We start from the raw sequence: 26,214 nt of genomic DNA, 5'->3' as shown, positions 1-26,214 counted from the left end.
CAATTGCGTCGTTCGCGATCCCTTGACAGCAATCTCTAATAGCCCCGCGATTCCCCGCGCAGGCGCAGCCTTTCCCGCTTGCCCGTGAGCGTGATAAGCCCCCGCTCAATAGCGCATCAGGTTTCGAGGCAGATTGCCAGCCCGCATCCGCGGCGAAACAAGGCAGCCCGCTCAGAAATCCCCTGACCGAGCGGCCAGCCCGATCCAGCCTTGCAGGCACAACTGGTCCTCAATCGAACGATCGCGCCGAATACCGACCAGAGCCAACACGAAGGTTGGCTTGTTAGAACGAGCCGGGAGAGGTAAATAATGACGCAGCCCGTTCGAGTCACACAGTGCGCGTGACTGCCTTCGCCCGGATGATCCTTCGCAATGCGAAGCTCATGGCCTCAAACGCCGTGTAGACAACGCCCAGCATCGCTAGATAAGCCCAGCCACTTGCAATGCCAGGACCGCAGTAGGTCTCGGTTAGGCACCTAAAAACACGTATCGTTATGTTTGCTTCGCACCAAAGTGCAACTGCGACCAACAGCACTGTGACAGCAGCCAATGCCTTTCTCGGCGCCTGCGATGAACTTCGAGCAAACACAATGCTTAGCATCTGCCAGGCTCGAAGCGGTAGCACACCAATCGACGCAAGGCCAACCAAGCCAAACAGATAAATCATTGCGCTAAACAGTGATGCGCTCACGACAGGCCCCACCGCCGTTCACGCGGACAGGGTGATTGATTCGCAAAGCCTCCCATCGCGCACCCAACCTCCCTACGACGCTCGCCCTTCAAGCGCAAGATCCTCGAGGAAAAGGAACAACCGCGCTTCTGATCCAGATCAAGGCGCCGCGCGCGCGGACGCGCGAGGATGCCTCGCAGACGAGGAGGCTTCCCATGCACGGTGATCAGGATCCCGCCGGCGACGACGTCATCACTCCAACTCGATAGTCGAAAGCGCAGGAGGCACTGCTCAATGCCTGCGTGCTTCGGTCGGGTCGGCTCAAAGAGCCAGCCAATCTCGACAGCGATATTGACGCCTGACGCTGAGTGTACGGCCGCTAGGAAGTCGGTGATGTTGCCGAAGGACATCAGCAGATCATCGTCGTCAGGCTGCACCCGGAACAGATCGACACCTGGCAGGTGCCCTCTAAGCATGGACTCGAATTCAGCGAATAAGTCGCTATCGCCCACGGTTGTTTCCCCACCGCTCTTCACTGACTGGGCCTTCACCCCTGTTCGTACGATTTTTCTGCTCGCCGATTTTTCCAGAGCATTTACGTCTTCCTGGCGCTCGATCCTCACGATCGACGTCAAGTTACGCACAAAGATGCAACAGAATAAACGAACCGCCCGCAAGGCGTGCAGCGGGCGGCCCGCAAAGCAAAGAGCGCGCGAATCGATACGCAATGAATGCCGCGTCCGGTACCGAATCGTGCACCGATACGACAGGCGCGACTTACTTTCCCGATACAGCACGCGTACGACCCTCTTATGCCGTCGGCGCATCCGCATCACTCTCAGATCCCTGCGTCGACGCGATTCAAGCGAATCTGTACCTACTCTTCAACGCTGAACTGCGTGCCCGGGGCAACCCGGTCCAGCTTCTCATTCTGACTCGCCTCCACCGGATTTTCCGGCGGAGGCGCATGCATCGTGAAGTGCTCCGCCACCACGAAAGCCGGCGGCTGTACCGGTGGCGGCTTCAGGGCGGCCGATGTTGCCACCACCATGGTCAACATCTCCTTGAGCGTGGCGTCGTCGATCGATTCATTCATCGCCATTTGGCACATGTAGAACAGTCCAAACGACAGGAAGGTCGTCCGTTCGGTCGCAACGAGTGCTGATGTTGCATCCGATCTGAAGTCGCCTGCGCCACCGCCGCCTGCGTTGACCTCACCCGGCACATTGATAGTCCCCGCGCCGCCCCCAGACGTGCCAAGGTTGACCAGTCGCGTCGGCAACTGCATGCACGCCTTGTCGCCCAGTACGACTGCGGCGGCTTTATCAGGACTCCAAGTCGTGACTGTGCCGATCGTCCGCTTACTCTTTCCTTCCCCCTGAACGATCGGCTCTCTTTTGAGGGTCGAGCATCCCGCACTCGCTATCGCAACAACAACCACAGCCGTGATCGCTTTCATGTTGCCCCTGACCGGCAGCGTCATGCCACCGCTGAAGCGTTTTACCACAGCCAAATACTGGTGTATGAGGAGCCCAAGTTCAGGCGGTGCGGGAGTCGGCAGACGCATCGCCTGCCATTCCGGAACACGTGCTTGTGGCCACCGCGTTGGCACAGGCGCGCAGCACGCGCATCAGGCGCGACCGCCCATAGGCACCGCGGCTGTGCCGGTGAGGAATGTGCACAGGCCAGCTCGCATCGCCGCATCGGGTCTAGGCGATCCCAATGGTGCCACCAGTCGTGGAAGCCGGACACCGATACCGCCAGCAGGCGGCACAGCATCTGCAGTGGATAGCGAGTCCATTCAGCAGCGACGAAGGCACACCTCACTTCGACCCTCTGGCGAAGAACGCACCGCCGCTACTTTTAGGATCTCGCGCTCCATCGTGAAAGTGGCGCTCGCGACCCACAGCCGGGCCAGTTCGCTCTCCATCTCACTGACCGGCGTGCGGCCGGGCGAGCTCAGCGGCTGGCTGGCCGGAGGCACCCAGCCAGTTGACCAGCGCCTTGGCCGACATGCCCCGTTGCCGGGCAGCCTTGGACGGCCTGACCAACTCAACTACGCCACACCCTGGGCCTTGAAGCCATCCGGGTAGCGACGACGGGTAATGCGCTGCATGGGAACCGCCAGTTGCGATCAAAGTATCGCTAGCTGGCGTCCGCTCCTGGGGGGATTCAGTCTGACATGCTTGATGACCGATGGTTGCGGCTGCTACCAGAACGCGTTGGCCGAACGCATCACCGGAATCCTCAGATGCGAACTCTTGTTCCATCGCCCGCAGGATCTGAGGCAGGCCCGTCAGATGGTGCCTGAGACGGCGGCGATCCATAATGCGGAGCGCCCTCCCCTGTTTCTAGAATGCAAACGCCCGATGCGATGCATCGGGCTTCCTTGGCCGCCTGACGGCGGCCGAACCATTCTCCCAAAGGTGTCAACCTATGGCAGGAAGGGTCACCAGATAACCCGGACCACCCTGCAAGTCCTGTTCTGTCCAGCGCCGGTGCAAGAAATCGTGTTAGCACTCCCTGTCTGAGGACCTAGGTTGACGATTTGCGCTCCCAAGTCGCGAAAGTGCTGGGCCATCCGATCAAGGTTGCCCCCCCCATGACTGGACCAAGTTCCTTCGACTTCTGCAATATCGCTTGGAACATACTGATCCCCAGCCGTGCGCGGACTGTCGGCTTGGTACTCCCCATTCGGATTGTTAACAGTCGCCTTGAAGTACGCGTAGCTACCATCCTTAAACACGACCTTGATGATTGCAGCAGTCTGCTCCTTTAGCTTGAGATAGGAGACAGCCACCTGCCCCATTTCTACCAAGCGCTCCAGGAAGTTCGGATCAACAGCAGCGGCCAGGGTTGCGGTATCCCCGGTCGCTGTCTCCAACATCCTCTGCATGTTCTTGTCGCGTACCAAGTCATGCACCGTGCTATCCCGAACATGCGGATACTGAGTCAGCCGCTCGACCGGCACCACATAGATGGGTCGTAGGGTGTTCTTCCCGTATGAGTAAGCCTGTGTCGCTATGCGAAGCTCTTGAGTCGCCTCTGCGGGTGGTATGCGTTTCGTACCACTTTGGCCGCTCAGTACGCCGATAGACATCGGACGATCAGGCCTCCCAGGATTGCCTGGGGTGGGATCAGAGGGAATATGCCAGTACTGCATCGTTCCGGCGGGCAAGTTGTACACCAAAAAATGGCCATTGCCTGCGTTGATGGCCTGGGCGTAGAAGTCATTTTCCGTGACGCATGTGTCGCATCGAATTGGCTTGTAGAAGCCATTTGATGCGTCAACATTCCCGGCCGAGAAAAAGGCCAAGACGCCTGCCAGCGCTCCGACTGCTGAATATTTCAAGATCAACTTTCCATGTAATAATCATTGATTAATTTTCAATATTAACATAATCTACGATATGGCGTCAAGATCGCGCTTGAATTCTGAAGTTGTAAATAATAGCTGCGGAAATAATTATAATTTCTCACTTAATATCGTTTGACATTCCAATGCGCGACTCTTTGCCTCACGCGCCTAGCGCCTCTGACCGCACCCGGGAAGATATCCGCCTAGATAAGGAAGTGGTGCTAGCTACCGCCTGTCAACAACCACAGCCGTGATCGCTTTCATGTTGCCCCCTGACCGGCAACGTCATGCCACCGCTGAGGCGTTTTACCACAGCCGGATACCGAGGTATGAGAGGCCGAATTCAGGGGAAGTGAGGCTCAACAGACGCGCCACCGGCTATTCCCCCTAATGAACAACGAACCGCCCGCGACCTTCGCGAGCGGTCCGCGGATTGCCGAATGGCGAATTGATGACTCAGTGGATGATGCAGTTCCCGCTGGGATCGAACGTGCACTCATACAAGAAGCGCCATTCGCCGTCCTGACACATGAAGACGCGCTGTCCGTTCAGCAGGTCAACAGATCCGATCACGCCATTGGCGGTGCATTCGCTCGCGGGCGGCGTCTCGAATGACTGGGCCGATGCGGCTCCGATCGTGAGCGACAGCCCGATGGCGAGGGTGCCCAGCGTCTTCGTGAATAACTTCATCTGCGTTCTCCATACGTTGGCGTGATGCGGCATCGGCACGCGTGTGATTCCATCAGCGTGCACGCAGGCCGCACGACCCAATCTCGTAGGTCGATTGGAGAAATAGAATCGGAGAACTCCTCACGCACCCGTAGGAATAGTCCTACGCGCATACGTGTCACGATCGATACGGGATTTTTGCTTCGACGTTTGCGTGTGGACGCTGTGCACCAACGAAGCGCAGCATTCCATGCTCGCGGCTGTCCTGGTGGGCGTCTCCATCCTGAGGCCTGCCCGCCCCCGAACGCCCCTCCCTGGGCGTTCGAGCAAGCTTGGCGCTTACTCTTCTTCTTCGCTCTGCTCCGGCCGGCCGGGCTCACGCTGGTTGTCGTCCTGGCGCTGCTCGCGGCCACCCTGCTGCGGGTTCTGGTGTTGGCCTTCGCGCGGGTTCTGGTTGCTCGGACTCATGTTGGTGATCTCCTTGCGGCGGACATTCGCCACGTGGGCGACGCTGCGCCGCAGGGTGTTATCCGGGTGCGATGGCGCTGCATTCATCCGTCGCGCCTTTTGCCGGCTTTATGAACCAGTGTGGTTGCGCCCCAACGCGAGATCGTTCCGATGCTTGGAACAAAGGTGGCGATCTTGCCGGCTGCGCCGCATACACGCCGCACCCGCTCACACCGCATTGCGGCTGCGATTGGTTGCATCCGGGCTTTGCCCACGAGGAGATGCAATGAAAGCCCTGACCTATCACGGCACGCGGGACGTCCGGGTCGAGACGGTGCCCGATCCCGTCCTGCGCGAGCGCGACGACATCCTGCTGCGCGTCACCGCGACGGCGATCTGCGGCTCGGACCTGCATCTGTACCGCGGCAAGATTCCCGAGCTGCACGACGGCGACATCCTGGGCCATGAGTTCATGGGCGTGGTCGAGGACGTCGGCGCCGATGTGACCTCGGTGCGCAAGGGCGATCGGGTGGTAATCCCGTTCGTCATCGCCTGCGGCGATTGTTTCCATTGCCGGCTCTCGGAGTTCGCGGCCTGCGAGACCACCAACACCGGCCAGGGCGCGGCGCTCAACCGCAAGGGCATCCGGCCGCCGGCGGCGTTGTTCGGCTACAGCCATCTGTACGGCGGCATCGCCGGCGGCCAGGCGGAGTTCGTGCGCGTGCCCAAGGCCAATGTCGGCCCGCTGGTGGTGCCGGAGGTGCTCAGCGACGAGCAGGTGCTGTTCCTGTCCGACATCCTGCCCACCGGCTACCAGGCGGTGATCGATGCCAAGGTCACCAAGGGCTCGACAGTCGCGATCTTCGGCGCCGGCCCGGTCGGGCTGATGGCGGCCGCGTGCTGCCGGATGCTGGGCGCCGAGCGCATCTTCATGGTCGATCGTTATCAGTATCGGCTCGACTTCGCGCAGGCGACCTACGGCGTAATCCCGCTGAACTTCGAGGAGATCGACGATCCGGCCGATGCGATCGTCTCGCAGACCGACGGGCGCGGCGTGGATGCGTCGATCGATGCGGTCGGTTTCGAGGCCAAGGGCAGCAAGGCCGACAGCGTGCTGACCGGGCTCAAGCTCGAGACCAGCAGCGGGGCTGCGATCCGGCAGTGCATCGCGGCGACGCGGCGCGCGGGTACGGTCAGCATTCCAGGCGTGTACGCGGGCTTCATCCACGCGTTCATGCTGGGCGATGCGTTCGACAAGGGCCTGACCTTCAAGATGGGCCAGACCGATGTGCAGCGCTACATGCCCGAACTGCTGACCCGCATCGGCAATGGCGACCTGCAGCCGGACGTCATCATCTCGCACCGGATGAAGCTCGAAGACGCGGCGCGCGGGTACGAGATCTTCGACGGCAAGGACGAACGCGATGCCTGCCGCAAGGTGGTGCTGACGCCTTGAGCCGGCTGTGGCGCCGGTCCGCCGACGCCGCAATGCGCGGACCCGGACAAGGCGATGGCCCCGCCGACTGACCTCGGCGCCCGCATCGACCGATACCGTTGCTGCCTTCCGGCCCTGGCGGGATTTTCGATCTAGCGTCGCGAGGGGCCGACGGGGCCACCATGGAGACACGCGCCGGCCGAGCCGGCCCCGCAGCAGCGGGACGGGGATTCTAACAGGGCGGGCGCACTTGCGCCTATCCGCGGAGCGTCATTCGCGGCGCTCGACCATCGGCACGCCGTTGTGCTGGCGGAATCGGATCGCATACGAGAGCCGGACCGGGGTCGGCGTTTCGGTCGCGCCCGGCGCGGCGCAGGGGTCACCGTCGTCGAAGCCGTCCGGCGCAGTGCACAGCGCCGCCGGCCAGTAGGTCCAGGTGCGCACGGCGGCCAACGTGGGCGCCACGAACGCGGCGCGATCGGTCACGCCGTCCGGTGTGGCGCAGCGCGTGTCCGGACGCTCGGCGGCGGCGACGACCTGCCCGTCCGTGCCGACGACGACATCCACGCAGACCTCGACCGGCGGCAGGCGCAGCGGCAGCAACGCGGCTGGATAGTCGGGCAATGCGGCGGGCTGTTCGAGCGTGGGATAGACGAAGCGCTGGTGGCGGCCAAGCGCCATCCGGTTGCTGTCGCCGTCGGGTGCCAGCAATGCCGCACCGACTTCGCCGTGCGCAGCCGGCGCGGGTGCCGGTTCGGGCGGGACAGGTGCGCTGGCGCACGCGGCCAGCAGCAGCGCGAGCATGCCGGCCGCGACGCTGCGGCTCATCGCGGCACCCCGCCCTCCCCCGGCTCGGGGTGCAGCCAGGTGGCATCGCCATCGGCGTAGCGCTCATGCTTCCAGATCGGCACGCGGTCCTTGATCTCGTCGATGATGTAGCGGCAGGCATCGAACGCCGCGCCCCGGTGCGGGGCGGAGACACCCACCCACACCGCCATGTCGCCGATCGCCAGGTCGCCGATGCGATGCACGCACACCGCCGCGCACAGCGCGAATCGCTCGCGGGCCTCGGCGATCACCTTCGCGCCTTCGGCCTGCGCCAGTGCGACGTAGGACTCGTAACGCAGGCCGAGCACCGGACGGCCGTCGTTGTGGTTGCGCACCCAGCCTTCGAAGCTGGCAAAGGCGCCAGCGCGGTCGTGCTGCAGGCGCGCGCGCAGCGGCGCCAGGTCGAGCGGCGCGTCGGCCAGCCAGAAGTCGCGGTCGTCCATCTTCAGCCTCCGCTGACCGGGGGAATGAAGGCGACCTCGCTGTCGCCGCGGACCGCATCGTCCCAGCGTGCGAAGGCACCGTCGACCGCGACCCGCAGCCGCTCGGCCGGCAGCGTGAAGCCGTGCTGCGCGCGCACTTCGGCGTAGAGCGCGCGCAGGTCGGGCGCGGTGGTCTGCCAGCTCTCCTCGCTGCGGCCGGCGGCATCGCGCAGGCTGGCGAAGTACAGCAGTCGGACATCGGTCATGGCGTGGCGCCTCCTTCGATGGTGCCGACGTCGCGCTTGCCGCCGCGCTTGCCGACCAGTTTCGCCGGGCCAAGCACGATGGCGTGCGAGAGCGCCTTGCACATGTCGTAGACGGTCAGCGCGGCGACGGTGGCGCCGGTCAGCGCTTCCATCTCCACGCCGGTGCGGTGGGTGGTCTTGACGGTGCAGTCGATGCGCAGCTCGCGCTCGCCGCTCCAGTCGATCGCGATCCGCACGCCGTCGATCGGCAGCGGATGACAGAACGGAATCAGCTCGTGAGTGCGCTTGACCGCCATCGTGCCGGCGACGATTGCGGTGTCGACGATCCCGCCCTTGGCGCTGCGCAGGCCGCTGGCGCGCAGCTGCGCGGCCACCGGCGCGGGGAAGCGGACGCGGCATTCGGCGCTCGCGGCGCGGGCGGTCACGGCCTTGGCCGAGACGTCGACCATGGTCGGGCGGCCGTCGGGATCGATGTGGGTCAGCGTCGGGGACGCCGGGGATGTGCTGCGGGCCATGGCGCCTGCGGGGTGACTGCGGACCTCAGATGGTACCGGCCCCGGTGTCCGGCGTCCCCTGATGGAAGACCATCCGCCAGGCGCCACCGGCATCGCGACGCCACCACGAGGCGCGCAGCGAGCGGCGCACATCGGTGCCCGCGCGGCGCGTGATGCCGTACGCCACGCGGGCGACATCGTCGGTCACCGCGTGCACGCGCATCGGCCCGGTCTCGAAGGCGATACCGCCTTGTTCGGGCAGTTCAGCGAGCACCTCGGCCTTGCCGAAGACCGCTCCGGAGGCGCCGATCTCGGTGAAGTCGTCGGCAATCAGAGCGTCGAGGCGGACGCGATCGGCGCGCACGACCGGGTCGAGCAATGCGCGCTCCAGCGATTCGAGCAGCGCTGCGGTCTCCGGCGCCACGCTCAGCCGCCGACCAGGAACATTTCGACGTGTCGGCGCGGCGCGCGCGTGCTGCCGCGCAGCTCGCTGTAGCGATCGGCGCGGCGCGACCACAGGTCGGTCAGGCGCGAGGCGAACGCGGCTTCGCCCTCGGCCAGCCAGCCGCGCAGCGGCTGCCCCTGGCCGGCGAACAGGCAGGTGTAGAGGCTGCCGTCGGCCGAGACGCGAGCGCGGTGGCAGTCGCCGCAGAACGGCGCGGTCACCGAACTGATGAAGCCGATCTCGCCGGCACCATCGGCGTAGGCGTGGCGCTCGGCCACCTCGCCGCGGTAGTCGGCATCGAGCGCGCGCAGCGGCCAGTGCGCGGCGATGCGCGCATGCAGCTCGCGCGAAGGCACCACCCGCGCGCGGTCCCAGCCGTTGCAGGTGCCCACGTCCATGTATTCGATGAAGCGCAGGACGTGGCCGGTGCCGCGAAAGTGCGCGGCCATGCGTTCGACTTCGTGGTCGTTGACGCCGCGCTGCACGACGCAGTTGAACTTGATCGACGAGAACCCCGCGCGCTCGGCCGCGGCCACGCCTTCGAGCACCGCAGCGATGTCACCGCGCCCTCCGGACAGCTGATGGAACAGCGCAGGGTCGAGCGCATCCAGGCTGATCGTCAGCCGCCGCAGGCCGGCATCGCGCAGGGCCTGGGCCTGGCGGGCGAGCAGCGCGCCGTTGGTGGTCATCGCCAGGTCGTCGATGCCGGGGATCTTGGCCAGGCGCGCGATCAGGGTGGGCAGTTGCTTGCGCAGCAGCGGCTCGCCGCCGGTGATGCGCAGCTTGCGCATGCCCAGCTGTGCGAAGCCACGCACCAGGGTCTCGATCTCGTCGAACGACAGCCGCCCCGCCTGGTCGAACCCGTAGTCGTCGGGCACGCGATCGGCGGGCATGCAATAGCCGCAGCGGAAGTTGCAGGCCTCGATCACCGACAGCCGCAGGTCGTGCAGCGGGCGGCCGAGACGGTCCAGCGGGGCCTGGGGCAATTGCGGCAAGGCGCTCATGCGCCGGCATCCTGCGCGGGCGCCGGTGCACGCAATGCGAACCGCTCGCCCGGGCGGGCCACGCGCTGGCCGCGCGCGCGCAGCGCCTCGCCGTCGGCGTCGCAGGCGTAGTGGTAGAGCACGCAGCGCGCGAGCAGTGCCGGCGGGTACTCGCGCTCCAGATCGTCGATGCCGCTGTGCGAGGGGTTGCCGTGCAGCCCGCAGTCGTGGGCGATCAGCTCGTCGCGATCGGCATACCGGGCCAGCATCTCGGGAATCGGCCGGGTGTCGCCGCTCCACACCAGGCTGCCCGGCAGGCGCAGGCCGTAGGCGGTCTCCGGCCAGTGGTGGCGCACGGGGAACACCTCCAGGCGCACGCCGTCGTGCCAGAACGCATCGCCGACCGGGATCAGCCGGAACGCGTCCCAGAAATTCGCACCGCCCTCGGCCAGCACGTTGGGATAATCGGCCACGCGCCGGTGCAACAGCGGCACCACCGGCGCCGGGACGTACAGCGGCATCGCGCCGCGGCGCGCGGGATCGAAGTAACGGTCGACGAACAGGCGCTCGAAGCCGCCGACATGGTCGAGGTGCACATGGGTGACGAACAGCGCGCGCGGCGCCTCGCCATAGCGGTCCAGGTGCGCGGTCAGGCCTTCGTTGCCGCAGTCGATCGTCAGCCACGGCGCGCCATCGCGCTCGATCGTCGCCATCGGCGAGCCCAGCGCCACCGCCGAGGCATTGCCAACACCCAGAAACCGCAGCGCCCAGTCCATCAGATGCCCCGGCTCCACAGCACATCGTAGGAGCGGCGCAGGCGTGCGAAGTCCGCCGCCACCGCGTCCTCGCTGCGGGCCCCGCGCAGTTTCTGCAGCGAGCGTTCCAGGCGCGCCAGATTGCGTGCGCGCCAGCGGGTCTCGGGAATCCGCAGACGGCCGCGGTCGAGATCGATCATCCAGCCCTTGCCCAGGCTGTCGAACAGGATGTTGTGGGCATTGAGGTCGGCGTGGTCCAGCCCGGCGCGGTGGAAGCGCGCGATCAGGCGGCCGGTCTGCTCCCATGGCGCGTCTTCCGGCGCCTGCGCGGCCAGGTCGGCCAGCGAGCGCACGTCCACCAGCCGCTCCATCAGGATCCAGGCGCGGTAGGTGAGCCCCCGGCGCAGGTAGCTCGCGGCGATGGGCTGCGGCACCGGGAGATCGCGCCGCATCAGCTCGCGCAGCAAGCGGAACTCGACGAAGCTGCGCACGCGCGGCCCGCCGCGCCACAGGTGCAGATCGTGATTGACGCGGCCGACCATGCCGCCGCGCAGGTACTGCCGCAACACGCAAGGGCCGTGGGAGGCGTCGATGAACCATGCGCCGCCGCGCCCGCTGCCCGACACCCGCTGCGCGCGCTCGCCCCACTTCGCCGGGTCGAACCAGCGCGGGTCGGCTTGCCGCAGTTGCGTGCCGTCGAACAGAATGGCGCCGTACTCGCCCGTGCGACCGTCCGCCGGAATCGGCGTCAGGCTTTCGCTGGGGTCGAATCTGCTCATCCAGCGAGTCTATCAAGCCTTGGCCCCTGCCCCGACCGTCGTTTCCCCCGTGCCCGCCGGCCAGGCGCCTGCTTTCAGGCCCCGTTCGGTGTGTCTGTTGCGCCTGTCGGCGCTCGGCGACGTGACCCATGTGCTGCCGTTGATCGCCACGTTGCGACGGGCTTGGCCCGACGTCGCGCTGAGTTGGGTCATCGGCAAGGGCGAGCATCGCTTGCTCGAGGGCCTGCCCGGCGTCGACTTCATCGTCTACGACAAGAAGAGCGGATGGGCCGGCATGCGCGCGATGCGAGGCGACTTGCGTGCGCACCTGGGCGATGCGCGCCGGTTCGACGCGCTGCTGCAGATGCAGGTCGCCGCGCGCGCCAATCTGCTCTCGGGCTTCGTGCCGGCGCGCCGCCGCGTCGGCTACGACCGCGCCCGCTCCAAGGACCTGCACGGCCTGTTCGTCAACGAGCGCATTCCCGACAGGCCCGGCATCCACGTGCTCGACGCGATCGGCAGCTTCTGCGAACCGCTGGGGCTGCGCCAGGACGCCGTGACCTGGGATATGCCGGTGCCCGACGACGCGCACGCCTGGGCGCGGGCGCAGTGGGACGACGACGGCCGGCCGGTGCTGATGATCTCGCCGTGCTCGAGCCACGTGCGCCGCAACTGGTATCCCGATCGCCATGCCTCGCTGGCCGACCATGCCGCCGACGCCGGCTGGCGGGTGGTGCTGTGCGGCGGGCGCAGCGAGTTGGAGCGCAGCACCGCCGACGCGATTTTGGCGGCGATGCGGCACGAGGCGCTGGACCTGGTCGGCAAGGACACGCTCAAGCAGTTGCCGGCATTGCTGGCGCGCGCGCAATTGCTGGTCACGCCCGATTCGGGGCCGATGCACATCGCCAATGCCATGGGCACCAAAGTGCTGGGCCTGCACGCGGCCAGCAATCCGGTGCGCAGCGGTCCGTACTCGGACCGACGGTTCTGCGTGGACCGCTACGACGACGCCGCGCGCCGGTTCCTCGGCAAGCCGGCGGACGCGCTCAAGTGGGGCACCAAGATCGAGTTCGACGATGTGATGGCGCTGGTGACGGTGGACGACGCGATCGCCGCGTTCGAGCGGCGGCGCGCCGACCTCGGGCAAGCCTGAGCGGCGAGAAGATCAGGGGGCGGCGTCGTCGGTGCGGTAGTCGGCGTAGGACTTTTCTTCGACGTAGGCCGAACCCAGCGCCAGATTGATCGCCTTCTTGATGCGCGCGCGCTCGTCGTTCTCGATGTAGACGCTGCGCGCCAGCCGCACGAAGTCGGCGTCGAACGCCTGGGCCTTCTCCTTGAGCCGGATCTCGTCCTCGATGTCCCACAGCCGCTCGTTGACCGCCTTGAGGTCGGCGCGCAGGCGCACAATGTCGTGGCCGGCGCCGGGATGCGCCATCCAGGTCTGCTCGAGCGCGGTCAGTTCGCGGCGCACATTGGCGAGCTTGGCGGCATCGGTCATGCGCTCGGACTTGATCTGCAGGATCGAGATCTTGTCGAGCAGCTCGCCGAAGGACACGGGCACGGAAATCTCGGACATGGGGACTGCCGGAACGGACGGGCCGGCCAGTGTACCGCTGCCGCAGATGGGCCGCGTCGGGCGACGCCGTTGTTGCCTGCGACCTGCGAGGAAAAATCCACATGGCATCGGCCTGCTGCCCCCACCCAACCCTCCCCCGCACGCGGGGGAGGGCTTTTCCGCGGCGCCGATCGGAGCGATGCGCGCGGCGGATGGCGCAACCCCTCCCCCGCATCGCGGGGAGAGCTTTCTCGGCGTCGAGCAGATCGATGCCCGCATTGGATGGCGCAACACCTCCCCCGCTTGCGGGCGGAGGTCGACGCCGTAGGCGTCGGGTGGGGGCACGGGCTGGGCTGACCAACGCCAATGACAGCGCATCGGCCTGGGCCCCACCCTCCTCACACGCAGGGGAAGGCTTCAACGAAAAAGGGCTGCGTCCTGGACGCAGCCCCTTGTCGATTCTGGCGGAGAGGGGGGGATTCGAACCCCCGAGGCGCTATAAACGCCTGCCTGATTTCGAGTCAGGTACATTCAACCACTCTGCCACCTCTCCGGCGGCCCCGGACCTGCATGCAGAACCCGGGGGCGCAATCATACGGGGGCGGTGCGTGGCCGACAAGCGGGCGACGCTTATCGGGGCGATCGTCTGCGTCGACGTGAGGCGATGCGGTAGTCCGATCGCGGGGCCACCCCGCTTTGTGCGCCAGCCGGACCTGCGCAACTTGCGCGCGGCCATGCCGGTCGGCCGCGCCGCTGTCGTGCACGCATATGGCGCATTCATGCTCGGCGCCAGTCGAGCCTGCCCCTTCTACGTCCCATTGACCGCCGGCCGACTACAGTCGGGGTTTTCCAGTACGGACCCCTGCCATGTCGCAACCCACCGTGCTGATCCTCGACGACGACGGCACGTTCTCCCGGGCCGCCGGCCAACTCGCGTTCGCCGCGGGGCTGCGCGTTCAACTGGCCGAAACGCTCGCCGAAGCCCGCGGTTATCTGTCACGCGCACGCGCTGATTTGATGCTGCTCGATCTGCAGTTGCCCGACGGTTCGGGACTGGACCTGCTCGACGACATCGACCTGGCCGAGCACGGTCAGATCGCGATCGTGACCGGACGGCCGACGGTGGAATCGGCCGCACGTGCGGTTGCTTCACCGGTGATCGAGTACCTGGTCAAGCCCCTGGATGCGATGCAGTTGCGCCGGCTGATGGAACGCGTCGTCGCGCGCTATCAGCCGACCCCGTCTCCGGACGTACCGGGCGCGATTGGCGACATCCTGGGCAACTCGCCGCAGATCCGACGGGTCGTGGATCAGGTGCTGCGCATCGGGGCCACCGACGCGCCGGTGCTGGTGTGGGGCGAGCGCGGAACAGGCAAGACGCTCGTGGCGCGTGCGCTGCATAGCGCGAGCGGGCGACAAGGGCCGTTTGTGACGCTGGACTGCAGTGCGACCGATCCGGACCGACTCGCCACCGAGCTGTTCGACGCGACGGGCAGTCTGGGCGAGGCGTTCGTCCGCGCGCGAGGCGGAACCTTGCTGTTGGCCGACCTCACTGCGATCCCGATGGCGCTGCAGGCCCGGTTGCTGCGCGCACTTGAAGCCGGTCCGGCGCTGGCCAGTCCGGATGCACGGCTGATCGCCAGCACTCACCGCGACCCGCACGAGGCGATGCGCGAGGGCACACTGCGCGACGATCTCTATCACGTGTTGACGCCGCTGCCGCTGCCGCCGCTGCGCGAACGCGGCGAGGACGTGGCGGTGCTCGCCCAGGTGTTTCTCGACAAGCTCAACGCGCACTACGGCCGCAGCAGACGGCTGGCCTCGGGCGCCGAGTCCGCGCTGTTGCGCCATGACTGGCCAGGCAACGTGCGCGAGTTGCGCAGCGCGGTGCAGGGCGCCTATCTGCTGCAGCAGGACGACGACCTGTACATCCGCCCCACCCTGCCCAGCGAAACCGTACTCAAGGAGTCGGAGACCTCGATCATGTTCTCGGTCGGTACGACGCTGGCCGAACTCGAGCGGCGCGCGTTGCTCAAGACGCTGGCGCATTTCAACAACGACAAGACCGCCACGGCCCGTGCGCTGGGCATCAGCGTACGCACCGTCCACAACCAGCTGGCGCGACTGGCCGGGCCGGACGCGCCCCAGCGCAAGGCCGCACCGTGACCCCGGCGATGCCCGAACCGGGGACGGTCGATCCGGAGTGGCTGCACGCGCTACGCAATGCCGCCAATGCCGCGACGATCGCCGCCGCCGCAGTGCGCAGCGCGCTGGATGCGGGCGACCGGGCACGCGCGTCCCAGTTCCTCGACGAGTCCGACGCGGCCTGCCGACGCCTGCGCACGCTGCTGACTCCGTCCGCACACGGCGGCTAAGCCCACGCCGCGCGCACACCGCACCGCTCAGAAGCCCAACTGCTGGAGCGCCTGGTCGAGATCCACCGGCTTGAGGCAATGCGGGCAGGCGGCGAACTCGCTCGGCAGCATGGCCAGGTCGTAGCCGGAGGCGAACACGAACGGGATACCCGCGCGCTGCAGGCGTTGCGCCAGCGGGTAGCTCTTCTCGCCGTCGAGGTTGACGTCGAGGATGGCCGCGTCGAAGTCGGGTTCGGGCTCGAGCAGCGCCAGCGCCGCGCCGAGCGTGGGCACCGGACCGACGACCTCGATCCCGCGCGCACACAGGCCATCGTGCAGGTGCATCGCCAGCATGTACTCGTCCTCGACCACCAGGATCCGCGACGGCGGCGTCACGCCGCGCGCTCCCGCAGCACCGCGCGCGTGCCGTCGAGCGGAACATCGATGCGGCACAGGATGCCGTCCGCAAGCAGCCGGTGGCTCGTCCGTGCACCGAGCTGGTAGGGCAACGCATGCTCGATCAGCTCGCGGCCGTAGCCGGCAACGCCGTCGGCAGCCGCCATGCCGGCCACGCCGTGCTCGTGCCATGTCAGCCGCAGCTCGGTCGATTGCTGGGCCTCACCGGGGACGATTTCCCAGCGGATATCCAGTTGCCCGCCCGCGTCCGACAGCGCGCCGTGCTTGAACGCGTTGGTCGTGAGTTCGTGCAACGCGAGCGCGAGTGTCTGCACCACGCGCGAGCGCAGCGGCACCCCTGTCGGTCCGTCGAGTCTGACCCGGGCATCGTCCTCACCCACGCCGTGGGCCTCGAGCTCCTGGCGCAGCAAGGCATCGAACGTGACACGGTCTAGGGCGGCGCCCTGGGACAACAGGCCCTGGACCCGGCCGAGCGCATCGAGCCGGGCGCGGAACCGGCTCGCGAACGCGGCCAGATCAGGACTGCCCTGCAACGTGCGGCGCGCCAGCGACTGCACGACCGCGATCAGGTTGCGGGTGCGGTGCTGGAGCTCGGCGACAAGCGTTTCGAGTAGCACCGCGTGCTCGCGCTCGGCGGTGATGTCGCGGCCGATGCCCGCAATCCGCTGCACGCGGCCAGCATCGTCGAACAGCGGGAAGGCGGTGTTGCGCACCCAGATCGTGCGGCCGTCGCAAGGGCGCTGCACGCGGAACTCGAAGTCGGCGCGACTGCCGTGGCGCACCTTGCGCATCCGCGCGCGCACGTCGGCCGCATCGGCGGCATGCACGGTCGACATCCACAGCCCCGGATCGCGGATGGCGGCCTCGCGCGCAACACCGTAGATGGCCTCGAACGCCGGGCTCAAGTACTCCAGCGCGAGCGTCTGGGCATTGCGGATCCACAACACGTCCGACGAGGCATCGCCGAATTGGCGGAACCGCGCTTCGCTTTCGCGCAGCGACAGTTCGGCCTGGCGCCGGCCGGTGATGTCCATGCTGACCGCCAGGCTGCCGACGATCTCGCCGTCGGCGTCGCGCCAGGGCACCACCGACAGCCGCAGCCAGTACCGCTCGCCATCGACGAGGATGCGCTTTTCCACGGTGTTCGCCACGCCCTCGTCCAGCACGCGCTGCAGCAGCGTGGCGCTCTCGGACCAGTCCTCGGGGTGCGTGAGCTCCTCGATCCGCTTGCCGACCAGCGCATCGCGCGGGGCGCCGACGGTCCGGCAGTACTGTTCGTTGACGTAGACCAGGCGGGTGTCGCGGTCGGCGATCGCCACGCCGATGCCGGCCTGCTCGACGACCGCGCGGTAGCGCTGCTCGCTGGAGATCAGCGCGATCTCGGCAGCGGCCCGTTCGGACGCCGCGCCCGCTCGCTCGCCGACTTCGCGCAGCAGGTTCAGTTCCGCGGTGGTCCAGTGCCGCGGCATGCGCGCGGCCGCAACGAACACCGACGCTGCCTGTTGCCCGCGCCCGGCGCGCACCGTCATCGCGAGCGCGGCGACATCCTGCATCCGCAACGCCGAGCGCGACGCCGCATCGAACGCGGTGTCGCGTTCGAGGTCGTCGCTGGCCACATCGCCGTGCCTGGCCTCCCAGTCGGGCAGCTGCAGCGCCGGGGCACGGGGGTCGCGGCTCCAACCCTCGCGCACGCGCAGACCGTCCCCTGGATCGTGGGCGGCCAGGCCCACGCGATCGAGACCGAGATGTTCGCCGATCCTGCGCGAAGCCACCCGCAGGATCTCGGCCGGCGCAGACAGGCCGCGCAGCTCGTCGCCCAACGCCAGCAGAAATGCCTCGTGCCGGCCCGCCTCGCGCGCGGCGGCCAGCATCGACTCGCGGGTCAACTCGCGAATGATCGCCAACATGCCGACCGGCCGGCCCTGCTCGTCGCGCAGCGGCGAGTAGTCGGCGTCGAACAACGCACGCTCGGGCACGCCGTTGCGCATGAGGTCCAGCGGGTGGCCGCGCAGTTGCAGCGAGCGTCCGGCCAGCGTCTCGACCAGGATGTGATCCACGAACGCCTCGGCCTCCGGCCAGGCCTCGATCAGCGGCAGGCCGAGCTGGCGCGGATGGCGCGTGCCGGCCACGTCGCGATGGGCGTCGTTGTAGAGCAGCAGGCCGCTCGGGCCCCAGGCGATCGCCATCGGCGCCGGCGAATCGAGCATCGTGGCGACCACCTGGCGCAGCGCCGCGGGCCAGCGCTCGATGCTCCCGATCGGCGTCGACCGCCAGTCGAACGCGCGGATGCGCGATGCCATCTCGCCATCGTTCCAGTGCCACGGGACATCGAGTGCTTGCATTGCGGGTCGCGGGGCAGACAAGGCCATCACGATACGGCAGCCGGCTGCGCCCGCAAGCCCGCCTACACGGCCTGGGTACAGCGGGCGGCCTATGCTCGCGGGCCGACCGGCGCCACAATGCCCCATGCGCGTCCCCATCCCGCCCCAGAGCCCCGCCGCCCGAGCCCCTTCCTGCCCCGGTCCACGCCTGGCCCGTCGGCGCGGAGACCCCGCATGATCGAATTTGGACATCTGACCCACGCCGGCCTGCGCCGCGAGCTCAACGAAGACACGTACTACGGCGACAGCGAGCTCGGGCTCTGGCTGGTCGCCGACGGCATGGGGGGGCACGAGTACGGCGAGGTCGCCAGCGCGCTGGCGCGCGAGGCGATCGTGCGCGAGATCCGCCAGGGGCGCTCGCTGCCGCAGGCGATCCGACTGGCGGACGAGGAGATCATCCGCGCGTCGCGGCGGCGCAGCGACACCCTGCCCATGGGCACCACCGTGGTCGCGGCGCGCATCACCGGCAGCCGCTTCGAGGTCGCCTGGGTCGGCGACAGCCGGGTGTATCTATGGCGCGACGGCCAGTTGGCCCAGCTGTCGCAAGATCACAGCTACGTGCAGGCGCTGATCGCCCACGGCGCACTGAGCGTGGACCAGGCGCGCACCCATCCACAGCGCAACGTCGTGACCCAGGCGCTGGGGGTCACCGACCCGCAGGCGCTCAACGTCGAGACACTGGCCGGCGAACTCGCGCCGGGCAACCAGCTGCTGCTGTGCAGCGACGGCCTGACCGAGGAGGTCGACGACCGCGCGATCGCGCAGGTGCTGGCGCATGCCGAATGCAGCGCGCAGGAATGCGTCGACGGCCTGGTGGCCGCCGCGCTCGACGGCGGCGGCTCGGACAACATCACCGCGATCCTGATCCGCCGCCACTGATCCGGCGGCGCAGTCGAAGCGCTAGACGGCCTCGGCCACGGCGGCCGCGTCCCACAGGCACTGGCCGGCCTTGCGGCGGATCGCCTCCACCCGCGCTGCGTGCAGCACCTGGTCGGCCTCCGGCACCACGAGCGCAGGCCGCGCCCCCGTGGGCTGCACCGCGGTCACCTGCACCGTGGTCCGGGCCTCGACCGGCGCCGCGAAGCCAATCTCGTGCTGGCCGGCGGTCAGCGCCAGGTAGACCTCGGCCAGCAGCTGCGCGTCGAGCAGCGCGCCGTGAAGCTGGCGATGGGCGTTGTCCACGCCCAGACGCTTGCACAGTGCATCGAGCGAGTTGCGCTGGCCGGGATAGCGCTGGCGCGCGAGCAGCAGCGAGTCCTCGACCGTCACCCGGCTGCGGATATCGCCGTAATGAGGCCCCAGCCGGGACAGCTCGTAGTCCAGGAAGCCGATATCGAACGCGGCGTTGTGGATGACCAGTTCAGCGCCGTCGATGAAGGCCAGGAAGGCGTCGGCGATCGCCTCGAACGGCGGCTTGTCGGCCAGGAACTCCAGGCTCAGGCCGGTGACCTCGGCGGCGCCCTGCTCGAAATCGACATCGGGCCGGATGTACTGGTGATAGGTGCGGCCGGTCGGACGGCGCTCGACCAGTTCCACACAACCGATCTCGACGACCCGGTTGCCCTTCTTCCATTCGAGGCCCGTGGTCTCGGTGTCGAGCACGATCTGTCGCATCGGGTCGGAATTCCTTCTTGTCGTCGGGTCAGGCGATCGCGGCGCGCTGGGCGCGCGCGGCGGCGGTGGCGAGCGCGTCGGCGCGCTCGTTCTCCGGATGGCCGGCATGGCCCTTCACCCAGTGCCAGGCGATCTCGTGGCGCTGGCAGGCCTGCTGCAGGCGCTGCCACAGGTCCTGGTTCTTGACCGCGCCGCCGCCGGCGGTCTTCCAGCCACGCCGCACCCAGTTGGCCAGCCATTCGGTGATGCCCTGGCGCACGTACTGCGAATCGGTGTGCAGGTCGACCCGGCACGGTTCGGTCAGCGCCTCGAGCGCGGCGATGGCGGCCATCAGTTCCATTCGGTTGTTGGTGGTTTGCGGCTCGCCGCCGCTCAGTTCACGTTCGGTGCTGCGGTAGCGCAACAGCGCCCCCCAGCCACCGGGGCCGGGATTGCCGAGGCAGGCGCCATCGGTATAGATCTCGATCGACTTCATCAATGTCCTGTTGCGAAAGGGTCAGGCGGCGGGCGCGGCGGCCGGCAGGGCCAGGGTGCGCGGCTGGCGGACCGGGGTCAGCGGCAGATGCCGCTTCTGGCACCGCATCGCGTAGGCGGCACGAAAGCCTGGCCCGTGTTGGACGATCGGCGACGGCACCGGCCGCCAACTGGGGCCGACGCCGCGCGAGACCGCATCGGGCGCCAGTCCGGCCTCGCGCAGCCGCCGGCGCCAGGCCAGCGGCTCGGCGCTGGCGATGCCGCTACCGCGCCAGCGCCAGCGATAGGGCGTCAGCGGGTTGAGCAGCAACAGCCACAGGTGGCCGCCCGGGGCGAGCACGCGCGCGGCCTCTTCGAGCAGGCCGCGATCCTCACCGTGGGGGCCGACCACGTGCTGCAGCAGCACCGCGCCGAAGGCCTCGCTGGGCAGCGGCAACGGCCAGCCGCAGCGCACCGGGCCGTGCAGGCCGCGGCCGCCGCGCACCAGGCACAGGCCGCGCCCATCGACCGCGATCTCGGGCGCGACCGGCGTCAGCCACAGCCAGGGCAGCCCGGGATGCCCGCCCAGCGCTTCGGCCACCAGGGCATGTTCGCTGTCGAGCACCGCGCGTCCGGCCGGGGTCTGGAACCAGTCGCCGACGCGGTCGGGTTGACCGGATGGAGAAATCGCGGGCATGGTCCGCATTGTAAGGCCTCCGGCCGCCACCGACCTTCCCGACCGATGCGACTGCAGGCGCTGCGTGCGTTCGAGGACAACTACATCTGGACGCTCGAAGCCGACGATGGCGCTGCGCTGGTCGTGGACCCCGGCGAGGCCGGGCCGGTGCTGGCGGCCGCGCAACACGGCCTGCGCCCGGCACTGGTGCTGCTGACCCATCATCACGACGACCACATCGGCGGTGTCGCCGCCCTGCGCGACCGCTGGCCTGCGCTGGAGGTGGTCGCACCGGACGACGCCCGCATCCCTCAGGCGACCCGCCGGGTGAACGACGGCGATCGGCTCCAGATCGGCCCCTGGGCCTTCGACGTGTTGGCCGTCCCGGGCCATACCCGCAGCCATATCGCGTTTGTTGGCCACGGCCACCTGTTCTGCGGCGACACGCTGTTCAGCCTCGGCTGTGGGCGGATGTTCGAAGGTAGCGCGGTCCAGATGCTGGCCTCACTCGACCGCCTGGCGGCCCTGCCCGTCGATACGCTGGTCTGTTGCGGCCATGAATACACCCGGTCCAACGCGGCGTTCGCCCGTGTTGTCGATCCGGACAACGCGGCGCTGCGGCGCCGCGAACAGGAGATCGTCTCGATGCGCAGTGCCCACCGGCCCACGCTTCCCGTTCCCCTGCAGGCCGAGCTGGCCTGCAATCCGTTCCTGCGCGTCGACGCCCCGGCCGTCCGGGCCGCGGCCTGCGCGCATGCCGGCCTCGCCCCTGGCGCTAGCCGCGCCGACGTGTTCGCCGCGCTGCGGCACTGGAAGGACGGCTTCCGCGCATGAGCGCGGGTCCTCGTTTGCGGCTCGTGGCGGGCCTGCTGGCCGCCGCGGTGTCGGCGCTGTGCCAGGCCGGCAACGCCTCGGGCCCGGCCCAACCGCCGCCCACCGCGTCCGCCGGCCAGCGCGCGCATCTCGCACCGCCGGCCACCTCGCCGGCTCCGGCGCTGGATCTGGCGCCGCCCACCACCCGCACCGGACGGGAGATCTACCTGCGCTTTCGCGACGGGCTGGCCGAGCAGGACTGCAGCGACGATGCCAGCGAACGCTGGCGCTCGCATTTTGCGCATGTCCCGCGCCAGCTCGTCTCGCGCAATACCGATGTCCTGCCGCTGTTCGGCTATGTGGTCGATGCGGTGCGCCAGGCGCACCTGCCGACCGAGTACGCGCTGATCCCGTTCGTCGAGAGCGGCTACCGCCCCGGCGCCCGCAGCGCGTCGGGACCAGCCGGGCTGTGGCAGTTCATCGCGGTCACCGCACGCAACCACAAGATCCCGATCCGCGCCGGCTACGACGGCCGGCTGTCGCCCGCCGACTCCACGCGCGCGGCGGTGCGCTATCTCAAGACCCTGCACGGCATGTTCGCCGGCGACTGGCGGCTGGCGGTGATGGCCTACAACGCCGGCGAGTACCGTGTCTTCGGTGCGCTGGAACGTGCCGGCCAGGTCGCCGCGAACGCCGATCCGCAGGCGCTGCCGATGCCTGCGCTCACCCATGCCTACGTGCGCAAGCTCCATGCGCTGTCGTGCCTGATCAAGGAAGCCGAGACGCGCGAGGACTGGATGGCCGCGCTCGATCGCGAGGTGCCGATCCTGCAGGCGATCCCCGTGCCCGACGGCATCCGCGACCTCGACGGTCTCGCATCGCGGCATGAGACCGACGCCGCCCAGCTCAAGCGCCTCAACCCGGCGCACACCGACGGCCGCATCGCGCGCATCGGACAGCCGACCCAGGTCCTGGTGCCGCAGGCCGCAGCGACACCGCCGGTGTTCCTGGCCGAAGCGCCGCCGGAATTCGAACCCCTGCCGCCGGCCGGGGGCGCGTCGCGCGCGGCCCCGACACGCGGCGCCACGCCGTCGGTGCATACCGTGACGCGCGGCGAATCGGTCTGGTCGATCGCACGCCGCTATGGCCTGAGCAGTCAGGAACTGCTCCGCCGCAATGGGCTCGATCCCCGCAGCATCCTGCGGCCGGGGATGGAACTGCACATCGGCGACGCGCACTAGGCGCGAAGGCGCGGCCGGCGCGCAGCTGCCGCCGGCTCGGATGCGCGCGCAGCACGGCGTCGATGCGCATGCGCGCCTGCGTGCGGCTCCGCGGTCGAGGCGTGCGGCGGGATACAACGCTCCCACGTTTCCGCGGCTGCGCGAACGGGCTCCACTCCGTATCGAGCAGCCGCCTGCCCGCCGGACGCCGTCTGCACTGTGCACTGACGGCATCGCAATGCACAGGCGCGCCCGCGTGAGCTTGCGACGCGCATACCAAAACGCCCGGCATCGCCGGGCGTTTTTCGCTGGATCCAGGAGGCCTCGGCGGCGCACGCGCCGCCGGCCCCGAAGGACGGCGTCAGAGCCGCTCTTCGTTGACCGTGATCTTCATCTGCCGGCGCAGGGCGCGCTGCAGCACGTCGGCATCCTCGTTGCCGAGCAATGCGCCGAGCTGCTGCTTGAGCATCGCCTGCTGCTGCGGCGGCGCCTGTGTCGGATCGCCCGGCACCACGCGCTCGACCACGAACACCACGGCGCTACCGTCAGGCCGCAGCGTGCGACCGGGCGCAGTCTTGCCTTCGGCAGGCGGCATCGTCTGGAAGTACGCCGTGTTCGACGCCGGGTCGGGCACCGGCGCGCCGCGCGGGATACCCGGCACCGACTCCGGCTCCAGTCCGTGCGCCTGCGCCACCGCCTGCAGGGTCTTGCCGGCCTTCAGCTCGGCGACCATCGCATCGGCGGCCTGCTCGGCGCGCTGGCGCGTGCGATCGGCGCGGACTTCGGCGGTCACGCGCTCGCGGACCTCGTCGAGCGTCAACGCGCGCTCGGGGGTGTGTGCGGTCACGCGAATGAAGACGGTGTGGTTGGGCGCGATCTCGATCGGGTCGCTGACCGTGCCGTCCTGGGTCAGTGCTTCGGAGAACGCCGCCTGCTCCACCGCTCGGTTCGCGGCGATGCCGGTGCCGGCACCACGCGCGAACGGCGCGAGCGTGCGCACCTCGACCTGCCCCGCGGCCGCAGCCTGCTCGAGCGACATCGGGTGGCGGTTGATCTCGTCGACGATCCGGCCGATCTGCTCGTTGTAGGCACGCGCGCCTTCGCCGTCGCGCACTTCGCGCTCCATCTCCTCGCGCACATCCTCAAACGCAACCGGCTTGCCGGCCTCGATCTCGCGCAACTGCAACACGTGCCAACCGAAGTCGGTCTTCACCGGCTGGCTGACCGCGCCGGCCTGCATGCCGAACAGCGCGTCCTCGAACGGACCGGTCATCATGCCCTTCTCGACCCAGCCCAGATCGCCGCCGTTGTCGCGCGAGCCCGGGTCGTCGGAATGCGCACGTGCCAGCGCGGCGAAGTCGGCGCCCGGCTGAGCCGCCTTCGCGGCGAGGTCCGCGGCTTCTTTCTGCGCCGCCTGCTGCGTGGCCGCATCGGCATCGGCCGGCACTTCGACCAGAATATGCGAGGCGAGGCGACGCTCGGTGGTCGCGAACCGCGACTTGACCTGCTCGAAATGCGCGCGCGCCTCGGCTTCGTCGACGTCGCCGCCACCGGCCTGCGGCTGGGCCACGACTTCGATGTATTCCAGCGCGACCTTTTCCGGATCGCGGTAGCGGCCGGCGTTCTTCTCGAACCACGCCTGCAGATCCGCATCGGCGACCGGCGCCGCATCGGCCGCCGGCGGCGGCACGACCACGAAGGCGACGTCGCGACGCTCGTCGAGCAGACGCATCATGCGTTCGGCTTCCGACGGCGTCACGAACGCCGATTCGGCGATCGCCTGCGGCACCAGCGCACGCTGCAGGTCGAGGCGGATCGAGGCTTGGAACTCGGCCGGGGTGCGCGGCGGCTGCCCGGACTGCAACGTCATCTGGTAGCGCTGCGCATCGAAACGGCCATCGACCTGGAATGCGGGGATCGACGCGATGATCTCGCGCACCTGCGCATCGCCGACGACGATGTCGGCGCGCTCGGCGGCCAGGCCCAGCACCGCGCGGTCGATCAACTGCTCGAGCACTTCGCGCTTGCTGTCCAAGGTCTCGAACGCGCGCGCGTCGAAGTTCTCGCCTTCGGCCTGACGGCGCTGCTCACGGACCGAGTCGAACGTCTGGCGGAACTCCTCGGGCGTGACCTCGGTCGAGGTCCATACCAGCTTGCGCACCAGCCACATATCGGGCGCCGAGCGCCACCAGGTCGGCGGCGCCTCGACCTTGGCCGCATAGTCGGCATTGTTCTGGAACAGGTAGTGCTCCATCCCGAAGAACGCGAACGGCACCGCCAGCAATGCGACGATGGCGATGGCGATCCAACCACTGGTCTTTTCTCGAAGCGCTTGCAGCATGAGTCGGGGCACGGGATGGGCGAGCCGGGCAGTTTACCCGCAAGCACGGACCCGCGCAGGACCGCGCCGCCAAGCGCTCGCGGCAGCCTCGTCGGGCAGCCATTCAGGCCCGGACCCGCAAGGTCGTAATCGACCGGGGGATGGCGTACCATGCGCGTCCGACCGGCGCCGCCCGGCCGGCGGCGCCGTGCATGCCGGCTCAGCGTCCAGACGCTCAACGTCGAATAATTAAAAGAGGAATTCACTGATGGCCCTTAGCAAGAACGATGTCCTGGCTTCCGTCGCCGAGAAGGCCGGTCTGTCCCGCGCCGACGCTGGCCGTGCGGTCGACGCGCTGCTCGACACCATCACCGAAGCGCTGAAGAACGGCGACGCGGTGAACTTCGTCGGCTTCGGTTCGTTCGTCGCCCGTCCGCGCGCCGCGCGCACCGGCCTGAACCCGCAGACCAAGGAAACGATCCAGATCCCCGCCTCGACCGTCCCGGCATTCAAGGCTGGCAAGGCGCTCAAGGATGCGGTAAAGTAAGCGGCTCGGCTGTTCCGCATGGGTGCTTAGCTCAGCGGTAGAGCGTCTCCCTTACAAGGAGAGGGTCGGGGGTTCGAAACCCTCAGCACCCACCAAGCAACAGGTTTCCAATGTGGAGCGGTAGTTCAGCTGGTTAGAATGCTGGCCTGTCACGCCGGAGGTCGCGGGTTCGAGTCCCGTCCGCTCCGCCACTGGTTGAAAAAAACCCCGCTCTGGCGGGGTTTTTTTTTGGTTCATCGCTGAATTCCGGGGAAGGCTGCGCGGATCTTCAGGAAGAAGTACTCCTGATCGCGGTATCCGTAGGCGCGGCGTTTGATGACCTTGATGGTGTTGT

The 26,214-nt window shown here is 68.2% G+C and carries 29 protein-coding genes, 3 tRNA genes, 1 other RNA gene and 1 pseudogene; 11 read left to right on the top strand and 23 right to left on the bottom strand.

The window, feature by feature from the left end:
• Positions 1–687 precede the first annotated feature (687 nt).
• Positions 688–1,305: a hypothetical protein gene (locus ABE488_RS15560; RefSeq protein ID WP_346449311.1), complete on the bottom strand. Its 618-nt coding sequence runs from the start codon at positions 1,303–1,305 to the stop codon at positions 688–690.
• Positions 1,306–1,547: 242 nt separating this feature from the next.
• Positions 1,548–2,237: a hypothetical protein gene (locus ABE488_RS15555; RefSeq protein ID WP_346442387.1), complete on the bottom strand. Its 690-nt coding sequence runs from the start codon at positions 2,235–2,237 to the stop codon at positions 1,548–1,550.
• A gap of 610 nt (positions 2,238–2,847) precedes the next feature.
• Here ABE488_RS15555 and ABE488_RS15550 point away from each other — a divergent pair.
• Positions 2,848–3,071, top strand: a pseudogene (locus ABE488_RS15550) (integrase core domain-containing protein); the annotation flags it as partial.
• A gap of 48 nt (positions 3,072–3,119) precedes the next feature.
• Here ABE488_RS15550 and ABE488_RS15545 read toward each other — a convergent pair.
• From ABE488_RS15545 to ABE488_RS15535, 3 genes are all read right to left on the bottom strand, one after another.
• The gene (locus tag ABE488_RS15545; RefSeq protein WP_346449309.1) at positions 3,120–4,022 is read right to left on the bottom strand and encodes a hypothetical protein; all 903 of its coding nucleotides are present in this window, start codon (positions 4,020–4,022) and stop codon (positions 3,120–3,122) included.
• A gap of 462 nt (positions 4,023–4,484) precedes the next feature.
• A complete protein-coding gene (locus ABE488_RS15540) occupies positions 4,485–4,718 on the bottom strand; it encodes a hypothetical protein (protein WP_346449307.1) in 234 nt (77 codons plus the stop codon).
• 318 nt (positions 4,719–5,036) lie between these two features.
• Positions 5,037–5,252, bottom strand: coding sequence for a hypothetical protein (locus ABE488_RS15535; RefSeq protein WP_346449305.1), 216 nt, complete (start codon positions 5,250–5,252; stop codon positions 5,037–5,039).
• A 178-nt stretch (positions 5,253–5,430) separates the two neighbouring features.
• Here ABE488_RS15535 and ABE488_RS15530 point away from each other — a divergent pair, with 178 nt between their 5' ends.
• On the top strand, positions 5,431–6,600 hold the full coding sequence (locus tag ABE488_RS15530; RefSeq protein WP_346449303.1) for a zinc-dependent alcohol dehydrogenase: 1,170 nt from the start codon (positions 5,431–5,433) through the stop codon (positions 6,598–6,600).
• 57 nt (positions 6,601–6,657) lie between these two features.
• Here ABE488_RS15530 and ffs read toward each other — a convergent pair.
• The 9 genes from ffs to ABE488_RS15485 form a co-directional block, all read right to left on the bottom strand.
• An RNA gene (gene ffs, locus ABE488_RS15525) (signal recognition particle sRNA small type) lies at positions 6,658–6,754 on the bottom strand.
• Between the two features lie 95 nt (positions 6,755–6,849).
• Positions 6,850–7,407, bottom strand: a complete 558-nt coding sequence (locus ABE488_RS15520) for a hypothetical protein (RefSeq protein ID WP_346449301.1) — start codon at positions 7,405–7,407, stop codon at positions 6,850–6,852.
• On the bottom strand, positions 7,404–7,850 hold the full coding sequence (locus ABE488_RS15515; protein WP_346449299.1) for a molybdenum cofactor biosynthesis protein MoaE: 447 nt from the start codon (positions 7,848–7,850) through the stop codon (positions 7,404–7,406). The genes ABE488_RS15520 and ABE488_RS15515 overlap by 4 nt, the downstream gene beginning before the upstream one ends.
• Before the next feature lie 2 nt (positions 7,851–7,852).
• Positions 7,853–8,095, bottom strand: a complete 243-nt coding sequence (locus ABE488_RS15510) for a MoaD/ThiS family protein (RefSeq protein ID WP_346449297.1) — start codon at positions 8,093–8,095, stop codon at positions 7,853–7,855.
• The gene (gene moaC, locus ABE488_RS15505; protein ID WP_346449296.1) at positions 8,092–8,610 is read right to left on the bottom strand and encodes a cyclic pyranopterin monophosphate synthase MoaC; all 519 of its coding nucleotides are present in this window, start codon (positions 8,608–8,610) and stop codon (positions 8,092–8,094) included. The genes ABE488_RS15510 and moaC overlap by 4 nt, the downstream gene beginning before the upstream one ends.
• A gap of 25 nt (positions 8,611–8,635) precedes the next feature.
• Complete coding sequence (locus tag ABE488_RS15500) at positions 8,636–9,013, bottom strand: DUF4440 domain-containing protein (protein WP_346449295.1); 378 nt, start codon at positions 9,011–9,013, stop codon at positions 8,636–8,638.
• A gap of 2 nt (positions 9,014–9,015) precedes the next feature.
• Positions 9,016–10,038, bottom strand: a complete 1,023-nt coding sequence (moaA, locus tag ABE488_RS15495) for a GTP 3',8-cyclase MoaA (protein WP_346449293.1) — start codon at positions 10,036–10,038, stop codon at positions 9,016–9,018.
• Complete coding sequence (locus ABE488_RS15490) at positions 10,035–10,793, bottom strand: MBL fold metallo-hydrolase (protein WP_346442376.1); 759 nt, start codon at positions 10,791–10,793, stop codon at positions 10,035–10,037. Before ABE488_RS15490 ends, moaA begins: the two co-directional genes overlap by 4 nt.
• The gene (locus ABE488_RS15485; protein ID WP_346442375.1) at positions 10,793–11,551 is read right to left on the bottom strand and encodes a 3-deoxy-D-manno-octulosonic acid kinase; all 759 of its coding nucleotides are present in this window, start codon (positions 11,549–11,551) and stop codon (positions 10,793–10,795) included. Before ABE488_RS15485 ends, ABE488_RS15490 begins: the two co-directional genes overlap by 1 nt.
• A 49-nt stretch (positions 11,552–11,600) precedes the next feature.
• Between ABE488_RS15485 and ABE488_RS15480 the strand changes: the two genes are divergently transcribed.
• Positions 11,601–12,683: a glycosyltransferase family 9 protein gene (locus ABE488_RS15480; RefSeq protein ID WP_346449291.1), complete on the top strand. Its 1,083-nt coding sequence runs from the start codon at positions 11,601–11,603 to the stop codon at positions 12,681–12,683.
• 12 nt (positions 12,684–12,695) lie between these two features.
• On the opposite strand, the gene ABE488_RS15475 is transcribed toward ABE488_RS15480, so the two are convergent.
• Positions 12,696–13,106 (bottom strand): DUF6165 family protein, encoded by a 411-nt coding sequence (locus ABE488_RS15475; protein WP_346449289.1) that lies wholly within the window; start codon positions 13,104–13,106, stop codon positions 12,696–12,698.
• A 441-nt stretch (positions 13,107–13,547) separates the two neighbouring features.
• Positions 13,548–13,638, bottom strand: a tRNA-Ser gene (locus ABE488_RS15470).
• A 314-nt stretch (positions 13,639–13,952) separates the two neighbouring features.
• Here ABE488_RS15470 and ABE488_RS15465 point away from each other — a divergent pair.
• The gene (locus ABE488_RS15465; RefSeq protein ID WP_346449287.1) at positions 13,953–15,251 is read left to right on the top strand and encodes a sigma 54-interacting transcriptional regulator; all 1,299 of its coding nucleotides are present in this window, start codon (positions 13,953–13,955) and stop codon (positions 15,249–15,251) included.
• A complete protein-coding gene (locus ABE488_RS15460) occupies positions 15,248–15,460 on the top strand; it encodes a hypothetical protein (RefSeq protein ID WP_346449286.1) in 213 nt (70 codons plus the stop codon). The genes ABE488_RS15465 and ABE488_RS15460 overlap by 4 nt, the downstream gene beginning before the upstream one ends.
• Positions 15,461–15,487: 27 nt before the next feature.
• Here ABE488_RS15460 and ABE488_RS15455 read toward each other — a convergent pair whose 3' ends face one another.
• Together ABE488_RS15455 and ABE488_RS15450 are read right to left on the bottom strand one after the other, a co-directional pair.
• A complete protein-coding gene (locus ABE488_RS15455) occupies positions 15,488–15,835 on the bottom strand; it encodes a response regulator (protein WP_346449284.1) in 348 nt (115 codons plus the stop codon).
• Complete coding sequence (locus ABE488_RS15450) at positions 15,832–18,198, bottom strand: PAS domain S-box protein (protein WP_346449282.1); 2,367 nt, start codon at positions 18,196–18,198, stop codon at positions 15,832–15,834. Before ABE488_RS15450 ends, ABE488_RS15455 begins: the two co-directional genes overlap by 4 nt.
• Positions 18,199–18,411: 213 nt before the next feature.
• On the opposite strand from ABE488_RS15450, the gene ABE488_RS15445 reads away from it, so the two are divergent.
• Positions 18,412–19,116, top strand: a complete 705-nt coding sequence (locus ABE488_RS15445; RefSeq protein ID WP_346449280.1) for a protein phosphatase 2C domain-containing protein — start codon at positions 18,412–18,414, stop codon at positions 19,114–19,116.
• 21 nt (positions 19,117–19,137) lie between these two features.
• Here the strand turns inward: ABE488_RS15445 and dnaQ are convergent, their stop codons facing one another.
• From dnaQ to ABE488_RS15430, 3 genes are read right to left on the bottom strand one after another with little or no spacing between them, the layout of a single operon-like run.
• The gene (gene dnaQ, locus ABE488_RS15440) at positions 19,138–19,851 is read right to left on the bottom strand and encodes a DNA polymerase III subunit epsilon (protein WP_346449279.1); all 714 of its coding nucleotides are present in this window, start codon (positions 19,849–19,851) and stop codon (positions 19,138–19,140) included.
• 28 nt (positions 19,852–19,879) lie between these two features.
• Positions 19,880–20,326 (bottom strand): ribonuclease HI, encoded by a 447-nt coding sequence (rnhA, locus tag ABE488_RS15435; protein WP_346449277.1) that lies wholly within the window; start codon positions 20,324–20,326, stop codon positions 19,880–19,882.
• A gap of 21 nt (positions 20,327–20,347) precedes the next feature.
• A complete protein-coding gene (locus ABE488_RS15430; RefSeq protein WP_346449275.1) occupies positions 20,348–21,010 on the bottom strand; it encodes a methyltransferase domain-containing protein in 663 nt (220 codons plus the stop codon).
• Between the two features lie 36 nt (positions 21,011–21,046).
• On the opposite strand from ABE488_RS15430, the gene gloB reads away from it, so the two are divergent.
• A complete protein-coding gene (gene gloB / locus ABE488_RS15425) occupies positions 21,047–21,814 on the top strand; it encodes a hydroxyacylglutathione hydrolase (protein WP_346449273.1) in 768 nt (255 codons plus the stop codon).
• Positions 21,811–23,034, top strand: a complete 1,224-nt coding sequence (locus tag ABE488_RS15420; RefSeq protein ID WP_346449271.1) for a transglycosylase SLT domain-containing protein — start codon at positions 21,811–21,813, stop codon at positions 23,032–23,034. Before gloB ends, ABE488_RS15420 begins: the two co-directional genes overlap by 4 nt.
• A gap of 340 nt (positions 23,035–23,374) precedes the next feature.
• On the opposite strand, the gene ABE488_RS15415 is transcribed toward ABE488_RS15420, so the two are convergent.
• Positions 23,375–25,354, bottom strand: a complete 1,980-nt coding sequence (locus tag ABE488_RS15415) for a SurA N-terminal domain-containing protein (RefSeq protein ID WP_346442400.1) — start codon at positions 25,352–25,354, stop codon at positions 23,375–23,377.
• 247 nt (positions 25,355–25,601) lie between these two features.
• Here ABE488_RS15415 and ABE488_RS15410 point away from each other — a divergent pair, with 247 nt between their 5' ends.
• The 3 genes from ABE488_RS15410 to ABE488_RS15400 all read left to right on the top strand — a co-directional run bounded on the left by ABE488_RS15410 (position 25,602) and on the right by ABE488_RS15400 (position 26,071).
• Positions 25,602–25,880, top strand: a complete 279-nt coding sequence (locus ABE488_RS15410) for an HU family DNA-binding protein (protein WP_047136197.1) — start codon at positions 25,602–25,604, stop codon at positions 25,878–25,880.
• A gap of 20 nt (positions 25,881–25,900) precedes the next feature.
• Positions 25,901–25,975, top strand: a tRNA-Val gene (locus tag ABE488_RS15405).
• 19 nt (positions 25,976–25,994) lie between these two features.
• Positions 25,995–26,071: transfer RNA gene (locus ABE488_RS15400), tRNA-Asp, on the top strand.
• Positions 26,072–26,113: 42 nt separating this feature from the next.
• Here ABE488_RS15400 and ABE488_RS15395 read toward each other — a convergent pair.
• The coding region (locus tag ABE488_RS15395; protein WP_346449327.1) for a transposase at positions 26,114–26,214 on the bottom strand (101 nt) is incomplete at its 5' end.

Source organism: Luteimonas sp. TWI662, from assembly GCF_039673825.1.
Classification (GTDB): Bacteria; Pseudomonadota; Gammaproteobacteria; order Xanthomonadales; family Xanthomonadaceae; genus Luteimonas.
This window is presented reverse-complemented; position numbering and strand designations above follow the sequence as displayed.

Bases quoted from the DNA above. Each gene is read 5' to 3' on its own strand.
- ABE488_RS15555 (WP_346442387.1), bottom strand. From the start codon at position 2,237: ATGCGTCTGCCGACTCCCGCACCGCCTGAACTTGGGCTCCTCATACAC.
- ABE488_RS15540 (WP_346449307.1), bottom strand. From the start codon at position 4,718: ATGAAGTTATTCACGAAGACGCTGGGCACCCTCGCCATCGGGCTGTCG.
- ABE488_RS15535 (WP_346449305.1), bottom strand. From the start codon at position 5,252: ATGAATGCAGCGCCATCGCACCCGGATAACACCCTGCGGCGCAGCGTC.
- ABE488_RS15530 (WP_346449303.1), top strand. From the start codon at position 5,431: ATGAAAGCCCTGACCTATCACGGCACGCGGGACGTCCGGGTCGAGACG.
- ABE488_RS15520 (WP_346449301.1), bottom strand. From the start codon at position 7,407: ATGAGCCGCAGCGTCGCGGCCGGCATGCTCGCGCTGCTGCTGGCCGCG.
- ABE488_RS15515 (WP_346449299.1), bottom strand. From the start codon at position 7,850: ATGGACGACCGCGACTTCTGGCTGGCCGACGCGCCGCTCGACCTGGCG.
- ABE488_RS15510 (WP_346449297.1), bottom strand. From the start codon at position 8,095: ATGACCGATGTCCGACTGCTGTACTTCGCCAGCCTGCGCGATGCCGCC.
- moaC (WP_346449296.1), bottom strand. From the start codon at position 8,610: ATGGCCCGCAGCACATCCCCGGCGTCCCCGACGCTGACCCACATCGAT.
- moaA (WP_346449293.1), bottom strand. From the start codon at position 10,038: ATGAGCGCCTTGCCGCAATTGCCCCAGGCCCCGCTGGACCGTCTCGGC.
- ABE488_RS15490 (WP_346442376.1), bottom strand. From the start codon at position 10,793: ATGGACTGGGCGCTGCGGTTTCTGGGTGTTGGCAATGCCTCGGCGGTG.
- ABE488_RS15485 (WP_346442375.1), bottom strand. From the start codon at position 11,551: ATGAGCAGATTCGACCCCAGCGAAAGCCTGACGCCGATTCCGGCGGAC.
- ABE488_RS15475 (WP_346449289.1), bottom strand. From the start codon at position 13,106: ATGTCCGAGATTTCCGTGCCCGTGTCCTTCGGCGAGCTGCTCGACAAG.
- ABE488_RS15465 (WP_346449287.1), top strand. From the start codon at position 13,953: ATGTCGCAACCCACCGTGCTGATCCTCGACGACGACGGCACGTTCTCC.
- ABE488_RS15450 (WP_346449282.1), bottom strand. From the start codon at position 18,198: ATGCAAGCACTCGATGTCCCGTGGCACTGGAACGATGGCGAGATGGCA.
- ABE488_RS15445 (WP_346449280.1), top strand. From the start codon at position 18,412: ATGATCGAATTTGGACATCTGACCCACGCCGGCCTGCGCCGCGAGCTC.
- dnaQ (WP_346449279.1), bottom strand. From the start codon at position 19,851: ATGCGACAGATCGTGCTCGACACCGAGACCACGGGCCTCGAATGGAAG.
- rnhA (WP_346449277.1), bottom strand. From the start codon at position 20,326: ATGAAGTCGATCGAGATCTATACCGATGGCGCCTGCCTCGGCAATCCC.
- ABE488_RS15430 (WP_346449275.1), bottom strand. From the start codon at position 21,010: ATGCGGACCATGCCCGCGATTTCTCCATCCGGTCAACCCGACCGCGTC.
- gloB (WP_346449273.1), top strand. From the start codon at position 21,047: ATGCGACTGCAGGCGCTGCGTGCGTTCGAGGACAACTACATCTGGACG.
- ABE488_RS15420 (WP_346449271.1), top strand. From the start codon at position 21,811: ATGAGCGCGGGTCCTCGTTTGCGGCTCGTGGCGGGCCTGCTGGCCGCC.
- ABE488_RS15415 (WP_346442400.1), bottom strand. From the start codon at position 25,354: ATGCTGCAAGCGCTTCGAGAAAAGACCAGTGGTTGGATCGCCATCGCC.
- ABE488_RS15410 (WP_047136197.1), top strand. From the start codon at position 25,602: ATGGCCCTTAGCAAGAACGATGTCCTGGCTTCCGTCGCCGAGAAGGCC.